14 protein-coding genes are annotated in these 16,406 nt (G+C 71.3%); 11 read left to right on the top strand and 3 right to left on the bottom strand.

Annotated features, from left to right (window positions below):
* Nucleotides 1–18 precede the first annotated feature (18 nt).
* A complete protein-coding gene (locus ABZ484_RS10225) occupies nucleotides 19–417 on the top strand; it encodes a RidA family protein (protein WP_358865442.1) in 399 nt (132 codons plus the stop codon).
* A 44-nt stretch (nucleotides 418–461) separates the two neighbouring features.
* Here ABZ484_RS10225 and ABZ484_RS10220 read toward each other — a convergent pair whose 3' ends face one another.
* Nucleotides 462–1,037 (bottom strand): adenylosuccinate lyase, encoded by a 576-nt coding sequence (locus ABZ484_RS10220; RefSeq protein WP_358865441.1) that lies wholly within the window; start codon nucleotides 1,035–1,037, stop codon nucleotides 462–464.
* 375 nt (nucleotides 1,038–1,412) lie between these two features.
* Here ABZ484_RS10220 and ABZ484_RS10215 point away from each other — a divergent pair, with 375 nt between their 5' ends.
* The 9 genes from ABZ484_RS10215 to pssA all read left to right on the top strand — a co-directional run bounded on the left by ABZ484_RS10215 (nucleotide 1,413) and on the right by pssA (nucleotide 12,429).
* A complete protein-coding gene (locus ABZ484_RS10215; RefSeq protein ID WP_358865440.1) occupies nucleotides 1,413–3,218 on the top strand; it encodes a 3-hydroxybutyryl-CoA dehydrogenase in 1,806 nt (601 codons plus the stop codon).
* Nucleotides 3,219–3,354: 136 nt separating this feature from the next.
* Nucleotides 3,355–4,173 (top strand): TetR family transcriptional regulator, encoded by an 819-nt coding sequence (locus ABZ484_RS10210; protein ID WP_358865439.1) that lies wholly within the window; start codon nucleotides 3,355–3,357, stop codon nucleotides 4,171–4,173.
* Nucleotides 4,174–4,648: 475 nt separating this feature from the next.
* Nucleotides 4,649–5,986: a crotonyl-CoA carboxylase/reductase gene (gene ccrA, locus ABZ484_RS10205; protein ID WP_358865501.1), complete on the top strand. Its 1,338-nt coding sequence runs from the start codon at nucleotides 4,649–4,651 to the stop codon at nucleotides 5,984–5,986.
* Nucleotides 5,987–5,995: 9 nt separating this feature from the next.
* On the top strand, nucleotides 5,996–8,053 hold the full coding sequence (locus tag ABZ484_RS10200) for a protein meaA (protein ID WP_358865438.1): 2,058 nt from the start codon (nucleotides 5,996–5,998) through the stop codon (nucleotides 8,051–8,053).
* Entirely contained in the window at nucleotides 8,050–9,024 is a 975-nt protein-coding gene (locus ABZ484_RS10195; protein ID WP_358865437.1) for a CoA ester lyase, read from the top strand. Before ABZ484_RS10200 ends, ABZ484_RS10195 begins: the two co-directional genes overlap by 4 nt.
* A gap of 15 nt (nucleotides 9,025–9,039) precedes the next feature.
* Entirely contained in the window at nucleotides 9,040–9,552 is a 513-nt protein-coding gene (locus tag ABZ484_RS10190; protein WP_358865436.1) for a MaoC family dehydratase, read from the top strand.
* Nucleotides 9,553–9,556: 4 nt separating this feature from the next.
* Nucleotides 9,557–10,762, top strand: a complete 1,206-nt coding sequence (locus ABZ484_RS10185) for an acyl-CoA dehydrogenase family protein (protein WP_189899955.1) — start codon at nucleotides 9,557–9,559, stop codon at nucleotides 10,760–10,762.
* Between the two features lie 169 nt (nucleotides 10,763–10,931).
* Complete coding sequence (locus ABZ484_RS10180) at nucleotides 10,932–11,588, top strand: phosphatidylserine decarboxylase (protein WP_358865435.1); 657 nt, start codon at nucleotides 10,932–10,934, stop codon at nucleotides 11,586–11,588.
* A 22-nt stretch (nucleotides 11,589–11,610) separates the two neighbouring features.
* Nucleotides 11,611–12,429, top strand: a complete 819-nt coding sequence (gene pssA, locus ABZ484_RS10175; RefSeq protein WP_030170580.1) for a CDP-diacylglycerol--serine O-phosphatidyltransferase — start codon at nucleotides 11,611–11,613, stop codon at nucleotides 12,427–12,429.
* 40 nt (nucleotides 12,430–12,469) lie between these two features.
* Here the strand turns inward: pssA and ABZ484_RS10170 are convergent, their stop codons facing one another.
* The gene (locus ABZ484_RS10170; protein ID WP_358865434.1) at nucleotides 12,470–13,399 is read right to left on the bottom strand and encodes a helix-turn-helix transcriptional regulator; all 930 of its coding nucleotides are present in this window, start codon (nucleotides 13,397–13,399) and stop codon (nucleotides 12,470–12,472) included.
* 141 nt (nucleotides 13,400–13,540) lie between these two features.
* Between ABZ484_RS10170 and ABZ484_RS10165 the strand changes: the two genes are divergently transcribed.
* A complete protein-coding gene (locus ABZ484_RS10165) occupies nucleotides 13,541–14,407 on the top strand; it encodes an oxidoreductase (protein WP_358865433.1) in 867 nt (288 codons plus the stop codon).
* A gap of 561 nt (nucleotides 14,408–14,968) precedes the next feature.
* Here ABZ484_RS10165 and ABZ484_RS10160 read toward each other — a convergent pair.
* The gene (locus ABZ484_RS10160) at nucleotides 14,969–16,120 is read right to left on the bottom strand and encodes a glycerate kinase (protein ID WP_358865432.1); all 1,152 of its coding nucleotides are present in this window, start codon (nucleotides 16,118–16,120) and stop codon (nucleotides 14,969–14,971) included.
* Nucleotides 16,121–16,406 lie beyond the last annotated feature (286 nt).

The raw sequence follows: 16,406 nt of genomic DNA, 5'->3' as shown, positions 1-16,406 counted from the left end.
GTGGTCCACCATGGAGCCATGACCGAACCGACCCGGATCCCCGCCCCCGAAGGGGTCGCCCCCGCCGCGCAGTACACCCATGTCGTCATGGGCACCGGCCGCTTCGTCGCGGTCTCCGGCCAGCTCCCGCTGGACGAGGACGGCAAGCTCGTCGGGGAGAACGACCCGGCGGCCCAGGCCCGCCAGGTCTTCGAGAACCTCCGCCGCTGCCTCGCCGCCGCCGGGGCGAGCTTCGACGACGTCGTCAAACTCACCTACTTCCTCACGGACATGAGCCACATGCCGGCCGTCCGCGAGGCCCGCACGGCCCACATACCGGACGACCGCCTGCCCGCCTCCTCGGCGGTCCAGGTGGCCGCCCTCGTCCGCCCGGAGTTCCTGATGGAGATCGAGGCGTTCGCGGTGGTGGCCGAGTAGGGCGGGTCCGGCCGCCAGGGGCCGTGCCGCGGCCGGGCTGGCGGTCAGCGCTGCTTCGGGATCCGGGCCAGCGCCCGTACCGCGGCCTCGGCGAGGGCCGGGTGGGCCAGGGCCTCACCGAGGACGGGGCGGGCCCGTGCGTCGCCGAGTGCGCCGAGGCCCTCGACGCAGGCGAGGGCCACCCGGCGGTAGGGGTCGTGCGGGCGCAGCCGGCGTTCCAGGGTGGTGATCAGCGCGGGGACGGACTCGGGGGCGCGCAGTTCCACCAGGAGGCGCACGGGGTGCAGCGCGTAGGCGACGCGCAGTTCGTTGGTGGCCAGGGCCGCCGCCGCCCGGGCGGTGCGGGGATCGCCGAGGCGGGCCAGGGCACGGGCGGCGTCGGCGCAGCGCTGCGGGTCACGGTGGTTCAGGAGCAGGACCAGGGACTCGAAGGCGCGCCGGTCGCCCGCGAGCCCCAGCCGGAAGGCCGCGAGCTCCCTGGCCCACAGTGGCTGCCCCGGCGCCGTGAGAACCTCGGCCAGCTCCTCCGGGTCGTCGGTGGCCTCCAGCCGCCGGTACGCCGCCGTGCCGCCCGACTCCTGTCGTAAGCGCTCCGTGAGCGATCGCAACTCTTCGTCCACGAAGCCCACCCTAGGCGCCGAGCCACTCGCACGGGACCTACATCACAAACTCGGGGGGCTGGCGCGCTCGTTACCCGCGGGTTAAGCTCAGACGAGCGAGTTACCCGCTCGCACCACCTCGCAGCGGCCTGGTGACGCAGCCGCCGCGAGGGTTGTCGGTTCGGTACCTCAGGTACCGCAGTACGACTCGGCTTGGGGACAGAGCCGGTCGGCATCCCGCCACCGCCCGGGCGTGTGCACGCCCACGGCGATCGGCACCGGGCGTGTGCGCTCGCAGCCCGGTCACACCCGCATCCCTTTCCTCGCACCCGGTGCGCGCTCCTTCGCGCACCGGGGCGCGCTCCCAGTCGTCACCCTCATTCCTGGAGTCCCACGATGGCCACTCCCCTCTCCGACACCACTCTGTCCCCGCTGAAGACGATCGCCGTCGTCGGTCTCGGCACCATGGGCACCGGCATCACCGAAGTCCTCGCCCGGGCCGGCCGCGAGGTCGTCGGCATCGACATCAGCGAGGCGGCGGCCGCCCGGTCCGTCGCCGCCCTGGAGGTCTCCACCGCCCATGCCGTCGAGCGCGGCCGGCTCACCGCGCAGGAGCGCGCCGACCTCCTCGCCCGGGTGCGCACCTCCACCGCGCTGACCGCGGCGGCCGACGCCGACCTCGTCATCGAGGTGGCACCGGAGTCGTACGAGATCAAGCAGCAGATCTTCCGCGAGCTGGACGGCGTCGTGCGGCCCGGGACGATCCTGGCGACCGGCACCAACGCCCTGTCCGTGACCCGCCTGGCCGCCGACTCGGCGCGCCCCGAGCGGGTGCTCGGCCTGCACTTCTTCAACCCCGCGCCGGCGATGAAGCTGGTCGAGGTGGTCTCCTGCGTGCTGACCGCGCCGCAGGCCGTCGCCGCCGTCACCGACCTCGCCGTGGAACTGGGCAAGGAGCCCGTCGCGGTCGGCGACCGGCCCGGGTTCGTCGCGGACGGACTGCTGTTCGGCTATCTCAACCAGGCCGCCGCGATGTACGAGGCGAAGTACGCCTCACGCGAGGACATCGACGCCGCGATGCGGCTGGGCTGCGGGCTGCCGATGGGTCCCCTCGCCCTGCTCGACCTGATCGGCGTCGACACCGCGCGCACGGTCCTGGAGGCCATGTACGCCGAGTCGCGCGACCGGCTGCACGCGCCCGCGCCGATCCTCAAGCAGCTCAGCGAGGCGGGCCTGACCGGCCGCAAGGCGGGCCGCGGGTTCTACACCTACGAGGCCCCGGGCAGCGGCACCGTCGTGCGGGACGCGCTGACCCCGCTGGACGGCGACACCCTCACTCCCGGCCGTCCCGTCCGCTCCGTCGGCGTCGCCGGTTCGGGGACCATGGCCTCCGGCATCGCGGAGGTGTTCGCGAAGGCCGGGTACGAGGTGGTGCTCGCCGCGCGCAGCCCGGAGAAGGCACAGGCCGCGAAGGCCCGTATCGGCAAGTCTCTTTCCCGATCCGTCGACAAGGGGCGGCTGACCGCCGAGGCGGCCGCGCAGACCCTGGACCGGATCACGGCGACGGGCAGCTACGACGACTTCGCCGACGTGGACCTGGCCCTGGAGGCCGTCGCCGAGGACCTGGCGGTCAAGCAGCAGTTGTTCGCGACGCTGGACAAGGTCTGCAAGCCGGGCGCGGTGCTCGCGACCACCACCTCCTCGCTGCCGGTGGTCGCCTGTGCACGGGCCACCTCACGCCCGCAGGACGTGATCGGCATGCACTTCTTCAACCCGGCGCCGGCGATGAAGCTGGTCGAGGTGGTGCGCACGGTGCTGACGGCGGACGACGTCCACGCGACGGTCCGCGAGGTGTGCGCGAAGGTCAGGAAGCACCCCGTGGACTGCGGCGACCGCGCGGGCTTCATCGTCAACGCGCTGCTGTTCCCGTACCTCAACAACGCGATCAAGATGGTGCAGGAGCACTACGCGTCCCTGGACGACATCGACGCGGCCATGAGGCTCGGCGGCGGCTATCCGATGGGTCCCTTCGAGTTGCTGGACGTGGTCGGCCTGGACGTGTCACTGGCGATCGAGAAGGTCCTGCACCGCGAGTTCCGCGACCCGGGCCTGGCCCCGGCGCCGCTGCTGGAGCACCTGGTGGCCGCGGGCTGCCTCGGCCGCAAGACGGGCCGCGGTTTCCGCGAATATGCCCGCCGCTGACCGCGGCGGGGACCGGTTCCGGGCGGGGCGGGAGTGGGGCGGTCTGCTGGAGCCCGCCGCCCCGCCCGCGCCCGCCGGGGACGGGGGACGCCGGGGACCTGCGCACCGGGCCGCACGCATGCAGTACGTTCAGGGCATGTCCCAGCCCGCCAAGTCCTCACGCACACCAGCCACGCCCGACGCGCCGGAGAGCGCCGCGGGCTCCCGCGCGGCCGCCCAGCGGCTCAAGATGCGCCGGGAACTGGCCGCCGCCGCGATGGAGCTGTTCGCGACCAAGGGGTACGAGGCGACCACGGTCGACGAGATCGCCGCGGCGGCGGGGGTCGCCCGCCGCACCTTCTTCCGCCACTTCCGCTCCAAGGAAGAGGCGATCTTCCCCGACCACGACGACACCCTGATCCGCGCCGAGGCGGTGCTCAACGCCGCCCCCGCGCACGAGCACCCGCTCGACACGGTGTGCCGGGGCATCAAGGAAGTCATGAAGATGTACGCGGCCCAGCCGGAGATCTCGGTCGCACGCTACAAGCTGACCCGCGAGGTGCCCACGCTGCGCGAGGCGGAGATCGCCTCGGTGGCCCGCTACGAGCGTCTGTTCACCCGCTATCTGCTGGGCCACTTCGACGAGCGCGCGCACGCGGACGACGCCAACGACGACCCGCTGCTGGCCGAGGTCGCCGCCTCGGCGGTGGTCACCGCGCACAACCATGTGCTGCGCCGCTGGCTGCGGGCGGGCGGTCAGGGGGACGTGGAGGCGCAGCTGGACCACGCCTTCGCCATCGTCCGCAAGACCTTCGGGACCGGGATCGGGGCCGGCCGCACGACCGCCTCCCAGCCCGCCCCCACCTCCCCGGCGGCGGTGTCCCGGCAGGGCGAGGTCCTGGTGACGGTCGCCCGCACCGACGCCCCGCTGGACGAGGTGATGCGGACCATCGAGGAGGCGCTGAAGGAGCGCTGACCGCCGCGCGACGGCCCTGGAAGGCCGGGACGCGCTGTGAGAACGGCCACCCTGCGGGGTGGCCGTTTTGGCATGTCAGGGGCCCTTTTCACCCGGCGCCGGGATTCCGTTCGATCGATCATCGCTCATTTGTTGCGTAAAGATTTCGTCTGAGCGGAAGTTATGGCACTCAGTGCCTTGCCAGCTGACACGGGGTGTCATACGTTGAAGGAGTCCGGGCGACCGGCGTGCAGCGACCGCACCGCATGCCGGCTGTCCCGGCGGGCCCCTGGCCCGCACGCCCGGACGCCTGCGTCACAGGCAACCTCCCGCGCCACAAAGCGCTGCCAGAGCACCACCGCCGAACCGACGGCACCCCAGCCGAACCGACGGCACCCCCGCCGAACCGATGGCACCTCACCACCCTCAGCAGCACCGACGTAACCCTCAGCGCCCCTCCCTCAGGGCGCTCACCGCCGGAGGCATCACCGTGACCGTGAAGGACATCCTGGACGCGATCCAGTCGAAGGACGCCACGTCCGCCGACTTCGCCGCACTGCCGCTCCCCGAGTCGTACCGCGCGATCACCGTGCACAAGGACGAGACGGAGATGTTCGCGGGGCTGGACAGCCGCGACAAGGACCCGCGCAAGTCGATCCACCTGGACGACGTGCCGGTGCCCGAGCTGGGCCCGGGCGAGGCCCTGGTGGCCGTCATGGCGTCGTCGGTCAACTACAACTCGGTGTGGACCTCGATCTTCGAGCCGCTGTCCACGTTCGGGTTCCTGGAGCGCTACGGCCGCACCAACGAGCTGGCCAAGCGCCACGACCTGCCGTACCACATCATCGGCTCCGACCTCGCGGGCGTCGTCCTGCGCACCGGCCCGGGCGTGAACGCCTGGCGGCCCGGCGACGAGGTCGTCGCGCACTGCCTCTCCGTCGAGCTGGAGTCCTCCGACGGCCACAACGACACCATGCTCGACCCCGAGCAGCGGATCTGGGGCTTCGAGACCAACTTCGGCGGCCTCGCCGAGATCGCCCTGGTGAAGTCCAACCAGCTGATGCCGAAGCCCGCGCACCTGTCGTGGGAGGAGGCGGCGGCCCCGGGCCTGGTCAACTCCACCGCCTACCGCCAGCTGGTCTCCCGCAACGGCGCCGGCATGAAGCAGGGCGACAACGTGCTCATCTGGGGCGCGAGCGGCGGCCTCGGCTCGTACGCCACCCAGTTCGCCCTCGCCGGCGGCGCCAACCCGATCTGCGTCGTGTCCTCGCCGCAGAAGGCGGAGATCTGCCGCTCGATGGGCGCCGAGGCGATCATCGACCGCACCGCCGAGAACTACAGGTTCTGGAAGGACGAGCAGACCCAGGACCCGAAGGAGTGGAAGCGCTTCGGCAAGCGCATCCGCGAGCTCACCGGCGGCGAGGACATCGACATCGTCTTCGAGCACCCCGGCCGTGAGACCTTCGGCGCGAGCGTCTACGTCACCCGCAAGGGCGGCACCATCACCACCTGCGCCTCCACCTCGGGCTACATGCACGAGTACGACAACCGCTACCTGTGGATGTCCCTGAAGCGGATCATCGGCTCGCACTTCGCCAACTACCGCGAGGCCTGGGAGGCCAACCGCCTCATCGCCAAGGGCAAGATCCACCCGACGCTCTCCAGGGTCTACTCCCTGGAGGACACCGGCCAGGCCGCCTACGACGTCCACCGCAACCTCCACCAGGGCAAGGTCGGCGTGCTCTGCATGGCCCCCGAGGAGGGCCTGGGCGTGCGCGACGAGGAGATGCGCGCCCGGCACATCGACGCCATCAACCGCTTCCGGAACATCTGAGAGGCGTCCATGAGCGAGCGTCAGCCTGCCGGAGCCGCGCCGGCGCACAGGGAACGGGACCGGCCGTGGCTCATGCGGACCTACGCCGGCCACTCCACGGCCGAGGCGTCCAACGAGCTGTACCGGCGCAATCTCGCCAAGGGCCAGACCGGTCTGTCGGTGGCGTTCGACCTGCCGACGCAGACCGGCTACGACTCCGACCACGTCCTCGCCCGCGGCGAGGTGGGCCGGGTGGGCGTGCCGATCGCCCACCTCGGTGACATGCGCCGCCTGTTCCAGGACATCCCCCTGGAGCAGATGAACACCTCGATGACGATCAACGCCACGGCCATGTGGCTGCTGGCGCTCTACCAGGTCGTCGCCGAGGAGCAGGGCGCGGACATCACCAAGCTCCAGGGCACGACCCAGAACGACATCGTCAAGGAGTACCTGTCCCGGGGAACCCATGTCTTCCCGCCGGGACCCTCGCTCCGGCTGACGACGGACATGATCGCGTACACGGTCTCCCACATCCCCAAGTGGAACCCGATCAACATCTGCAGCTACCACCTCCAGGAGGCCGGCGCCACACCGGTGCAGGAGATCGCGTACGCGATGTCCACCGCGATCGCCGTCCTGGACGCGGTGCGCGACTCCGGCCAGGTGCCGCAGGAGCGCATGGGCGACGTGGTCGCCCGCATCTCCTTCTTCGTCAACGCGGGCGTCCGCTTCGTCGAGGAGATGTGCAAGATGCGGGCCTTCGGCCGGATCTGGGACCGGATCACGCGCGAGCGCTACGGCATCGAGGACCCCAGGCAGCGCCGGTTCCGCTACGGCGTCCAGGTCAACTCGCTCGGCCTGACCGAGGCCCAGCCGGAGAACAACGTCCAGCGGATCGTGCTGGAGATGCTGGCCGTCACCCTCTCCAAGGACGCACGCGCGCGTGCCGTGCAGCTGCCGGCCTGGAACGAGGCGCTCGGCCTGCCCCGCCCCTGGGACCAGCAGTGGTCGCTGCGCATCCAGCAGGTGCTCGCCTACGAGAGCGACCTGCTGGAGTACGACGACATCTTCGAGGGCTCGAAGGTGATCGAGGCGAAGGTGGACCAGCTGGTCGATGCGGTGCTCGCCGAGATCGACCACATCCAGGACCTGGGCGGCGCGATGGCCGCCGTGGAGTCCGGCTATCTGAAGTCGCAGCTGGTCGCCTCGCACGCCGAGCGCCGGGCCCGTATCGAGTCCGGTCAGGAGAAGATCGTCGGCGTCAACATCTTCGAGGGGACGGAGCCGAACCCGCTCACGGCCGACCTGGACACCGCGATCCAGACGGTCGACCCGGCGGTCGAGGCCCGTGTCATCGCCTCGCTCCAGCGCTGGCGCGACACCCGCTACCAGCCGCCCTTCAACCACCCGCGCCCCTGCAAGGCGCTGGAGCGGCTGAAGGAGGCGGCCAAGGGCACGGACAACCTCATGGAGGCCACCCTGGAGTGCGCCCGCGCGGGTGTCACGACCGGGGAGTGGGCCGGGGCCCTCCGGGAGGTGTTCGGCGAGTTCCGGGCGCCCACCGGGGTCTCCTCCGCGCCCGTCGCGGTGGCTCCCGAAGAGGGCTCGGCCCTGGCCGACGTCCGCCGGAAGGTGGACGCCACCGCCCGCGACCTCGGCGTCGGCAAGCTGCGGTTCCTGGTCGGCAAGCCCGGCCTGGACGGGCACTCCAACGGCGCCGAGCAGATCGCCGTCCGCGCCCGGGACGCCGGGTTCGAGGTGGTCTACCAGGGCATACGGCTGACGCCCGAACAGATCGTGGACGCGGCCCTCGCCGAGGACGTGCACGCGGTCGGCCTGTCCATCCTCTCCGGCTCGCACGCCCAGCTGGTGCCGGACGTGCTGGAGCGGCTCCGTGTGGCCGGTGCCACAGATATACCCGTGATCGCGGGTGGCATCATCCCGAACGGTGACGCCGAGCAGCTCATGGCCGCCGGAGTGGCCGCCGTCTTCACCCCGAAGGACTTCGACATCACCGGAATCATCGGCCGCATCGTCGACGAGATCCGCAAAGCGAACAAGCTCGACCCCCTGGAGGTCCCCGCATGACCAGCCCTGCTCCCCAGGTCAACCGACTGCGCCCGCGGCGCTCCTGCCTGGCCGTACCGGGCAGCAACCCCCGCTTCCTGGAGAAGGCGCAGGGCCTGCCCGCCGACCAGGTCTTCCTGGACCTGGAGGACGCGTGCGCGCCGCTGGCCAAGCCGGAGGCCCGGCACACCATCGTCAAGTTCCTCAACGAGGGTGACTGGACGGGCAAGACCAGGGTGGTGCGCGTCAACGACTGGACGACCGAGTGGACGTACCGGGACGTCGTGACGGTGGTCGAGGGAGCCGGCCCCAATCTTGACTGCATCATGCTGCCGAAGGTGCAGGACGCACAGCAGGTCGTCGCTCTCGATCTGCTGTTGACGCAGATCGAGAAGACGATGGGCTTCGAGGTGGGCCGCATCGGCATCGAGGCCCAGATCGAGAACGCCCAGGGCCTCAACAACGTCAACGAGATCGCCCAGGCGTCCCCGCGCATCGAGACGATCATCTTCGGCCCGGCCGACTTCATGGCGTCGATCAACATGAAGTCCCTCGTCGTGGGCGAGCAGCCGCCCGGCTACCCGGCGGACGCCTACCACTACATCCTGATGAAGATCCTGATGGCCGCCCGCGCCAACAACCTCCAGGCGATCGACGGCCCCTACCTCCAGATCCGCAACGTCGACGGCTTCCGCGAGGTGGCCGGCCGTGCCGCCGCGCTCGGCTTCGACGGCAAGTGGGTGCTGCACCCCGGCCAGGTGGACGCCGCCAACGAGGTGTTCTCGCCCTCCCAGGAGGACTACGACCACGCCGAGCTGATCCTGGACGCGTACGAGTACTGCACGTCCGAGGCGGGCGGCAAGAAGGGCTCCGCGATGCTCGGCGACGAGATGATCGACGAGGCCAGCTGCAAGATGGCACTGGTCATCGCGGGCAAGGGACGCGCCGCCGGCATGACCCGTACGTCGAAGTTCGAGACCCCCGTCGACTAAGGAGCCCTGAGCGCGATGCAGTTCGGACGGACCTACGAGGAGTTCGAGGTCGGCGCGGTGTACCGGCACTGGCCGGGCAAGACGGTCACCGAGTACGACGACCACCTGTTCTGTCTCCTCACCATGAACCACCACCCGCTCCACATGGACGCGAACTACGCGGAGCGGACGACGGACTTCGGCAAGAACGTCGTCGTCGGCAACTACATCTACTCCCTGCTGCTCGGCATGTCGGTGCCGGACGTGTCGGGGAAGGCGATCGCCAACCTGGAGATCGAGTCGCTGAGGCACGTGGCGCCCACCTTCCACGGCGACACGATCTACGGCGAGACGACGGTGCTGGACAAGTGGCCGTCGAAGTCGAAGAACGACCGCGGCATCGTCCACGTCGAGACCAAGGGCTACAAGCAGGACGGCACCCTGGTGTGCGTGTTCCGCCGCAAGGTCATGGTGCCGACCGAGACGTACATCAAGGAGCGCGGCGGCGAGCAGCCGGGCCGCCCGGAGCTGAAGCAGCAGGAGAACTAGAGCCATGGCCCGTCTCGCCCAGACCGCCGGTCTGACCGACGTCCAGCAGGAGATCGTCTCCACCGTCCGCGACTTTGTCGACAAGGAGATCATCCCGGTCGCGACCGGCCTGGAGCACCGCGACGAGTACCCGCAGCAGATCGTGGACGGCCTGAAGGAACTGGGCCTGTTCGGCCTGATGATCCCCGAGGAGTACGGGGGCCTGGGCGAGTCGCTGCTGACGTACGCGCTGTGCGTGGAGGAGATCGCGCGCGGCTGGATGTCGGTGTCCGGCATCATCAACACCCACTTCATCGTCGCGTACATGCTCAAGCAGCACGGCACGCAGGAGCAGAAGGACTACTTCCTGCCGAAGATGGCCCTCGGTGACATCCGGGGCGCGTTCTCGATGTCGGAGCCGGCGCTGGGCTCGGATGTGTCGGCGATCACATCGAAGGCCGTCAAGGACGGCGACGAGTACGTCCTGACCGGCCAGAAGATGTGGCTGACCAACGGCGGCACCTCCTCGCTGGTCGCGGTCCTGGTCCGCAGTGACGAGGGTCACCCCGAGGGCACCGCGCCGCACAAGTCGATGACGACCTTCCTGGTGGAGAAGGAGCCCGGTTTCGGCGAGGTCCGCCCCGGCCTCACCATCCCGGGCAAGATCGACAAGATGGGCTACAAGGGCGTCGACACCACCGAGCTGATCATGGACGGCCTGCGGATTCCGGCCGACCGGGTGCTCGGCGGCACCACCGGCCGGGGTTTTTACCAGATGATGGACGGCGTCGAGGTCGGCCGGGTCAACGTGGCGGCGCGTGGCTGCGGCGTCGCCCAGCGCGCCTTCGAGCTGGGCGTCCAGTACGCCCAGCAGCGGCACACCTTCGGCAAGCCGATCGCCCAGCATCAGGCCATTCAGTTCAAACTCGCCGAGATGGCCACCAAGGTCGAGGCCGCGCATGCCATGATGGTCAACGCGGCCCGGAAGAAGGACTCGGGCCAGCGCAACGACCTCGAGGCCGGGATGGCGAAGTACCTGGCCTCGGAGTACTGCAAGGAGGTCGTCGAGGACGCCTTCCGCATCCACGGCGGCTACGGCTTCTCGAAGGAGTACGAGATCGAGCGCCTCTACCGCGAGGCCCCCATGCTGCTCATCGGTGAAGGTACCGCCGAGATCCAGAAAATGATCATCGGCCGCAGACTGCTCGAAGAGTATCGGTTCCAGGGCTGATTGTCCGCATACGGGGTGTTTTCGTCGAGAAGAAGATCACACCCCGTCAACGGTTCTCGGCCGCCGACTCGGCTTCCCGGCTTACCCAGTTGTGGCCCTTAACCGCTACGATCGCGGAAAGCCGCCGTCCCCCGTCGAAGCGCGGCATCATCCGCTACGAAGGTCATCCATGCCCCACAGCCAAACCTCTGCACCTCGCGACAGCCTCGCCGGCGTACGCCTCGCGCGCGGAGCATCGCCGTGGCTTCTGCCGACCGTCGCCACGGCGGCCGTCAGCCTGGTCCGCGCCCGCCGCTCCGGTGCGGCCAGGGCCGTAGCCGTCCCCGCCACCGCGCTGGCGGCGGGGATGCTGTGGTTCTTCCGCGACCCGGAGCGCGAGATCGCCCGGGGCCGGGTCATCTCGCCCGCCGACGGCGTGGTGCAGAGCATCATGCCCTGGAAGGACGGCCGCACCCGCGTCGCGATCTTCATGAGCCCGCTGAACGTCCACGTCAACCGCGCCCCGCTCTCCGGCACGGTCACGTCGGTCGAGCACATCCCCGGCGGGTTCGTTCCGGCGTTCAACAAGGAGAGCGAGAACAACGAGCGGGTCGTCTGGCACTTCGACACCGAGCTCGGCGACATCGAGATGATCCAGATCGCCGGCGCGGTGGCCCGCCGTATCGTCCCCTACGTCCCGTCGGGCACCAAGGTCGAGCAGGGCGACCGGATCGGTCTGATCCGCTTCGGCTCGCGTGTCGACCTCTACCTGCCCGAGGGCGTGGAGGTCGCGGTCGAGGTCGGCCAGAAGACCGTGGCTGGGGTGACTCGCATTGACCGTGATTGATCCCGACACCCAGGCCGGCTGGGTGCCCGAGGCCGACGACGTGGACGACGAGGAGGAGATGCCCCTCTCGCTGCGCCTGTCGATAGCGGACACCCTCACCCTGGGCAACGCCACGTGCGGCTTCATGGCGGTGTACTTCACCACCACCGGCATCCTGATCCCGCACCTCACCGGCAGCAGTGAGTCGGGCATGGCCCGGCACAGCGCCGCCACGGCCGTCATCCTGATGCTGTGCGCGGCGGTGTTCGACCTGTTCGACGGCCTGGTCGCGAGGAAGCTGCGCTCCTCCCCCATGGGCGCGGAGCTGGACAACCTCTCGGACCTGATCAGCTTCGGCCTGGCCCCGGCGTACTTCGTCCTCGTCTACGGCATGGTCGCGGACGACGCCCACCAGAGGGTGGCCGCGCTGGGCGCGATCGTGGTGCTGCTGGCGGTGGTGCTGCGGCTGGCGAGATTCTCCTGCGTGACGATGAAAGACGGCATGTTCCAGGGCATGCCCTCGCCCTTCGGCGCGCTGACGGTGGTGTCCATCGTGCTGCTGGAGCTGCCCTTCGTGGCGACGCTGCTGGCGATCCTGGGCACGGCATGGCTGATGGTGAGCCGCGTGGAGTACCCCAAGCCGCGGGGGCGCCTGGCGGTGGCGATGCTCTCCTGGATCGTGCTGTCGATGGGCCTGCTCGCCGCCTGGGCGTTCGACGCCCCGAGCGGCCAGCTGCTCCTCCAGACCGGCTGCGCGCTCCAGCTGGTCATGGGCGCGGTGATCCCGCTGTTCGCCACGGCGCGCCGGGTGAACAACTTCCGGGACAACCGTCGCGAGGCACGGGCGGCACAGCTGCCGTAGCGGTCACGTACGGCGCGGAACGGGCGAGGGCCCCTGAACCTCACGGTTCGGGGGCCCTTCCGCTGTCCGGGGCGTGGTCGTCCCGCTGGTCGTGCTCCGGTGCGGCGAGGCTGCCGAGGATTCTCAGCAGCTCGGCGCTGCGGCTGCCCGGCTCGGCGTGGAAGACCACCAGGGTCAGGCCGTCGGTGCCGTCGATGGTCAGTTTGTCCGAATGCAGCTCGATGTCGCCGACCCGCGGATGGCACAGCCGTCTGACCAGGCCGCGCCGCGGCAGTACGTCGTGGCGACCCCACAGCCGGCGGAACCGGTCGCTGCGCACCGACAGCTCACCGACCAGTTCCCGCAGCGCCGGATCGTCGACGTCCGGCCCCACCCGGGCCCGCAGGGTGGCCACGGCCTCCTCGGTGGCCTCCTCCCAGTCGCGCCTCAGCTCCCGCTCGGCGGGGTCGAGGAAGACGGCCCGCAGAAGGTTGACGCCGGGGGCGTAGTTCGGCGACAGGGCGGCGCACAAGCGGTTCACCGCGAGGACGTCCGTGAGCCTGCTCTGCACGTAGGCCGGGTTGTCGGTCCAGCCGTCGATGAGCTGGAGGATGCTCACCGGCACGGCCGCCGCCCGCGCGGCCGCGCCGCGCCCGGCACCACGGGACCGGCCGCCACCCATCCCCCGCGTACCGGACGGACGGGCGCCGGACGGGCGCGGCTGCGCCAGGCCGAACAGGTGAGCGGTGGCGTCGGCGTCCAGTCCCAGGACCCGGGCGATCGCCTCCAGGACCTGGACCGACGGGTTGCGGTCCCGGCCCTGCTCCAGGCGCAGGTAGTAGTCCGAGCTGATCCCGGCGAGCATCGCCACTTCCTCGCGGCGCAGCCCCGGCACCCGCCTCAGGCCACCGCCGCGCAGGCCGACGTCCTCCGGCCGTACCAGCCCCCGGCGGGCGCGCAGGAACTCCCCGAGCACGTTCGTACCGTCCATGCCCTCACCGTACGGCCGCGGCCCGGCACGTTCCTGTCCCTGCCAGTCCCAGGAACGGCGGGGCACTGCCGCCGCTCCCGGTCTCGGCCCACGCTGGACAGCACACGAGAGCACGACAGCACGACACGGAAGGCACCACGCATGCCCGCGAACCTCGGCGGAACCCTCACCCCGGCCCAGGGCCTGACCCTCACCCGCATCGGCTACGGCGCCATGCAGCTGGCCGGACCGAACGTCTTCGGCCCGCCCAGGGACCGCGACCGGGCCGTCGCGGTGCTGCGCGCCGCGGTGGAGGCCGGGATCACCCACATCGACACCGCGGACTTCTACGGCCCGGCGGTCGTCAACGAACTGATCAAGGAGGCGCTGCACCCCTACCCGGCGGACCTGCGCATCATCACGAAGGTCGGCGCCCGCAGGGGCCCGGACGGAAGCTGGCGCCAGATCCTGGACCCGGCCGACCTGAAGGCCCAGGTGCACGACAACCTCGGCCGTCTGGGCGTGGACGCGCTGGACGTGGTCAACCTCCGGCTCGGCGCCCACGACACGCCGACCGAGGACTCCCTGGCGGAGCAGTTCGGCGCCCTCGCCGAGCTGCGGCAGCAGGGGCTGATCCGCCACCTGGGCCTGAGTGCCGTCTCCGCCCGGCAGCTCGCCGAGGCCCAGGCGATCGCGCCCGTCGTCACGGTCCAGAACCTCTACAACCTCGCCCACCGCCAGGACGACGACCTGCTCGACCTGTGCGCCGCGCAGAACATCGTCTTCGTGCCGTACTTCCCGCTGGGCGGCTTCACACCGCTCCAGTCGGAGACCCTCACGAAGGTCGCCGCCCGCCTGGACGCCTCCCCGCAGCAGACCGCCCTGGCCTGGCTCCTCCAGCGCTCCCCCGCCATCGCCCTCATCCCCGGCACCTCCTCGGTGTCCCATCTGCGCGAGAACATCGCGTCGGCGGACCTCACCCTGCCCGCCGACGCGACCGAGGAGCTGAACGGGATCGGGAGGAGGTGAGCGGACGCGGGAGCCGGGGGGTCACGCACGGACCCTGCGGCGCCCGGGGGGAGGAAGGCGGGAACGCACAGGTCCTGCGGGACCCGGGGGGAGAGAAGAAGTACCGGCCCAGCGGACGCGGGGCTACGGAGCCGGGCGGATCGCGGACCCCGCGAGGGGCGCGGACATTGTGAGGCGCGAGGCCGCACAGGAACAGGCGAGCCGGGGCACAGGACGCCAGGGGCTGGGGCACAGGACGCCAGGGGCTGAGGGCTCAGGGCTGAGGCCTCCAGGAACCGAGCGCCGCCCGCGGGCCCGAGCAGGCACGGGCGCCAGGACCCCCTCGGGCCGAGCAAGTACCCGGCCCGAGGGGCCCCGCAAGGGGCCGAGCAGGCACACGGCCCGCGCGGGACTTCCGCGGCCCGGGCAAGCACCCGACACGAGGGGCCCTGCCGTTCGGGCCGAGGAGACAGAGGGCCTGGGCGACACCCGCGTGCCGAGGGCGCGGCGGGGCTGAGGGTGCCCAGCCTCTTTCGGTGCCCGCTCCGGGGCCGGCGGGCCGGTTCGCTCAGCCGGGGGCTGTCAGAGGAGGAAGTCCCGGGCGATGTGTTCCGCCACGCGTTCCAGGATCGGGCCGGCGTCGGCGATGCACTTCGCCACGTCGGGCTCCACTTCGGTCAGGGCGTACGCCCGGCGGATGCCGGCCCTGCCGAGGACCTCCGGGGCCAGCGCCAGGCGCCCGCAGACCGCGACGACCTCCTTGTCCGCGGCGCGGGCCGCCGCCGCGACCCCCGCCGGGGCCTTGCCGTGCAGGGTCTGCTCGTCCAGCGAGCCCTCACCGGTGATCACCAGGAACGCCCGCGCCAGTGCCGGCGCGAACCCGAGCACGTCCAGCATGACCTCGATGCCGGCCCGGAACCGGGCGCCGAGGATCAGCGCGCCGTACCCGATGCCGCCCGCGGCCCCGGCCCCGGGAGACGCCGCGTACTCGGCCGCCCTGGCCCCGATCGCCTCCTCCAGGACCTTCGCGTAGTGCGCGAGCGCCGCGTCCAGCGTCTCCACGTCCTCCGGGGACGCGCCCTTCTGCGGACCGTAGACCGCGGGCGCGCCCTTCGGTCCGGTCAGCGGGTTGTCGACGTCGCTGGCGAGCACGAGCTCGACGGAGGCGAGCCGGGGGTCGAGGCCGGACAGGTCGGCGTGGGCGAGATCCGCCAGTCCCCCGCCACCCGGCGGGATCGGCTCACCGGCCGCGGTCGAGAACCGGGCGCCGAGCGCGGACAGCATCCCCGCGCCCCCGTCCGTGGTCGCACTGCCGCCGACGCCGAACACGATCGTCCGCGCCCCCGCGTCCAGCGCGGCGCGCAGCAGTTCGCCGGAGCCGTACGTCGACGCCGTGAGCGGCGCGAGGACACCGGCCGGCAGCCGCTGCAACCCGCTGGCCTCCGCCATCTCCACCACCGCGGTGTCGCCGCGCAGCGCGAACGCCGCCGTCACCTCGTCGCCGAGGGGACCGGCGACCCGTACCTCACGGCGCTCGAACCCGGCCGCGACCGCCGCGTCCACGGTCCCGTCGCCGCCGTCGGCCACGGGCAGCGCCTCGACCCGGAGGTCCGGCACGACCCGGCGCAGCCCGGCCGTCACCCGCTCGGCGACCTGTACGGCCGTGAGCGAGCCCTTGAACTTGTCCGCGGCAACCAGCACCCCGAGGGTGCCGTGCACTGCAGCGTCCGCCACCTTGCAATCCCCTTGCTCTCCGGGCCCCGCACGTCAGGGGGCCAGTCGCGCCGCTGCGACCATAACCGGCGACCGTTCCCCGCGCCATGCCCCGCCCGCTCCCTGAGAAGCACCGGGGACGGCCGAGGATGTCCGAGGACGGCCGGGGACGGCCGGGGACGGCCGGGGACGTCGCGGGGGAAAGCGGGTACACCGGTCCTATGACCCCTGCGGGCACCGATCCGGGCCGCGCCGACCGCCCGGCATCCGCCGACCACCCGACGCTCACCGACCACCCGACGCTCGC

Source organism: Streptomyces sp. NPDC006393 (genome assembly GCF_040628575.1).
Lineage (GTDB): Bacteria > Actinomycetota > Actinomycetes > Streptomycetales > Streptomycetaceae > Streptomyces.
Note: the sequence above shows the minus strand (reverse complement) of the source record. Positions and strands in the feature narration are given on the sequence as shown.

What these genes read in the sequence shown, in the direction of transcription:
- ABZ484_RS10225 (WP_358865442.1), top strand. Translation starts at nt 19, where the DNA reads ATGACCGAACCGACCCGGATCCCCGCCCCCGAAGGGGTCGCCCCCGCC.
- ABZ484_RS10215 (WP_358865440.1), top strand. Translation starts at nt 1,413, where the DNA reads ATGGCCACTCCCCTCTCCGACACCACTCTGTCCCCGCTGAAGACGATC.
- ABZ484_RS10210 (WP_358865439.1), top strand. Translation starts at nt 3,355, where the DNA reads ATGTCCCAGCCCGCCAAGTCCTCACGCACACCAGCCACGCCCGACGCG.
- ABZ484_RS10200 (WP_358865438.1), top strand. Translation starts at nt 5,996, where the DNA reads ATGAGCGAGCGTCAGCCTGCCGGAGCCGCGCCGGCGCACAGGGAACGG.
- ABZ484_RS10195 (WP_358865437.1), top strand. Translation starts at nt 8,050, where the DNA reads ATGACCAGCCCTGCTCCCCAGGTCAACCGACTGCGCCCGCGGCGCTCC.
- ABZ484_RS10190 (WP_358865436.1), top strand. Translation starts at nt 9,040, where the DNA reads ATGCAGTTCGGACGGACCTACGAGGAGTTCGAGGTCGGCGCGGTGTAC.
- ABZ484_RS10185 (WP_189899955.1), top strand. Translation starts at nt 9,557, where the DNA reads ATGGCCCGTCTCGCCCAGACCGCCGGTCTGACCGACGTCCAGCAGGAG.
- ABZ484_RS10180 (WP_358865435.1), top strand. Translation starts at nt 10,932, where the DNA reads ATGCCCCACAGCCAAACCTCTGCACCTCGCGACAGCCTCGCCGGCGTA.
- ABZ484_RS10170 (WP_358865434.1), bottom strand. Translation starts at nt 13,399, where the DNA reads ATGGACGGTACGAACGTGCTCGGGGAGTTCCTGCGCGCCCGCCGGGGG.
- ABZ484_RS10165 (WP_358865433.1), top strand. Translation starts at nt 13,541, where the DNA reads ATGCCCGCGAACCTCGGCGGAACCCTCACCCCGGCCCAGGGCCTGACC.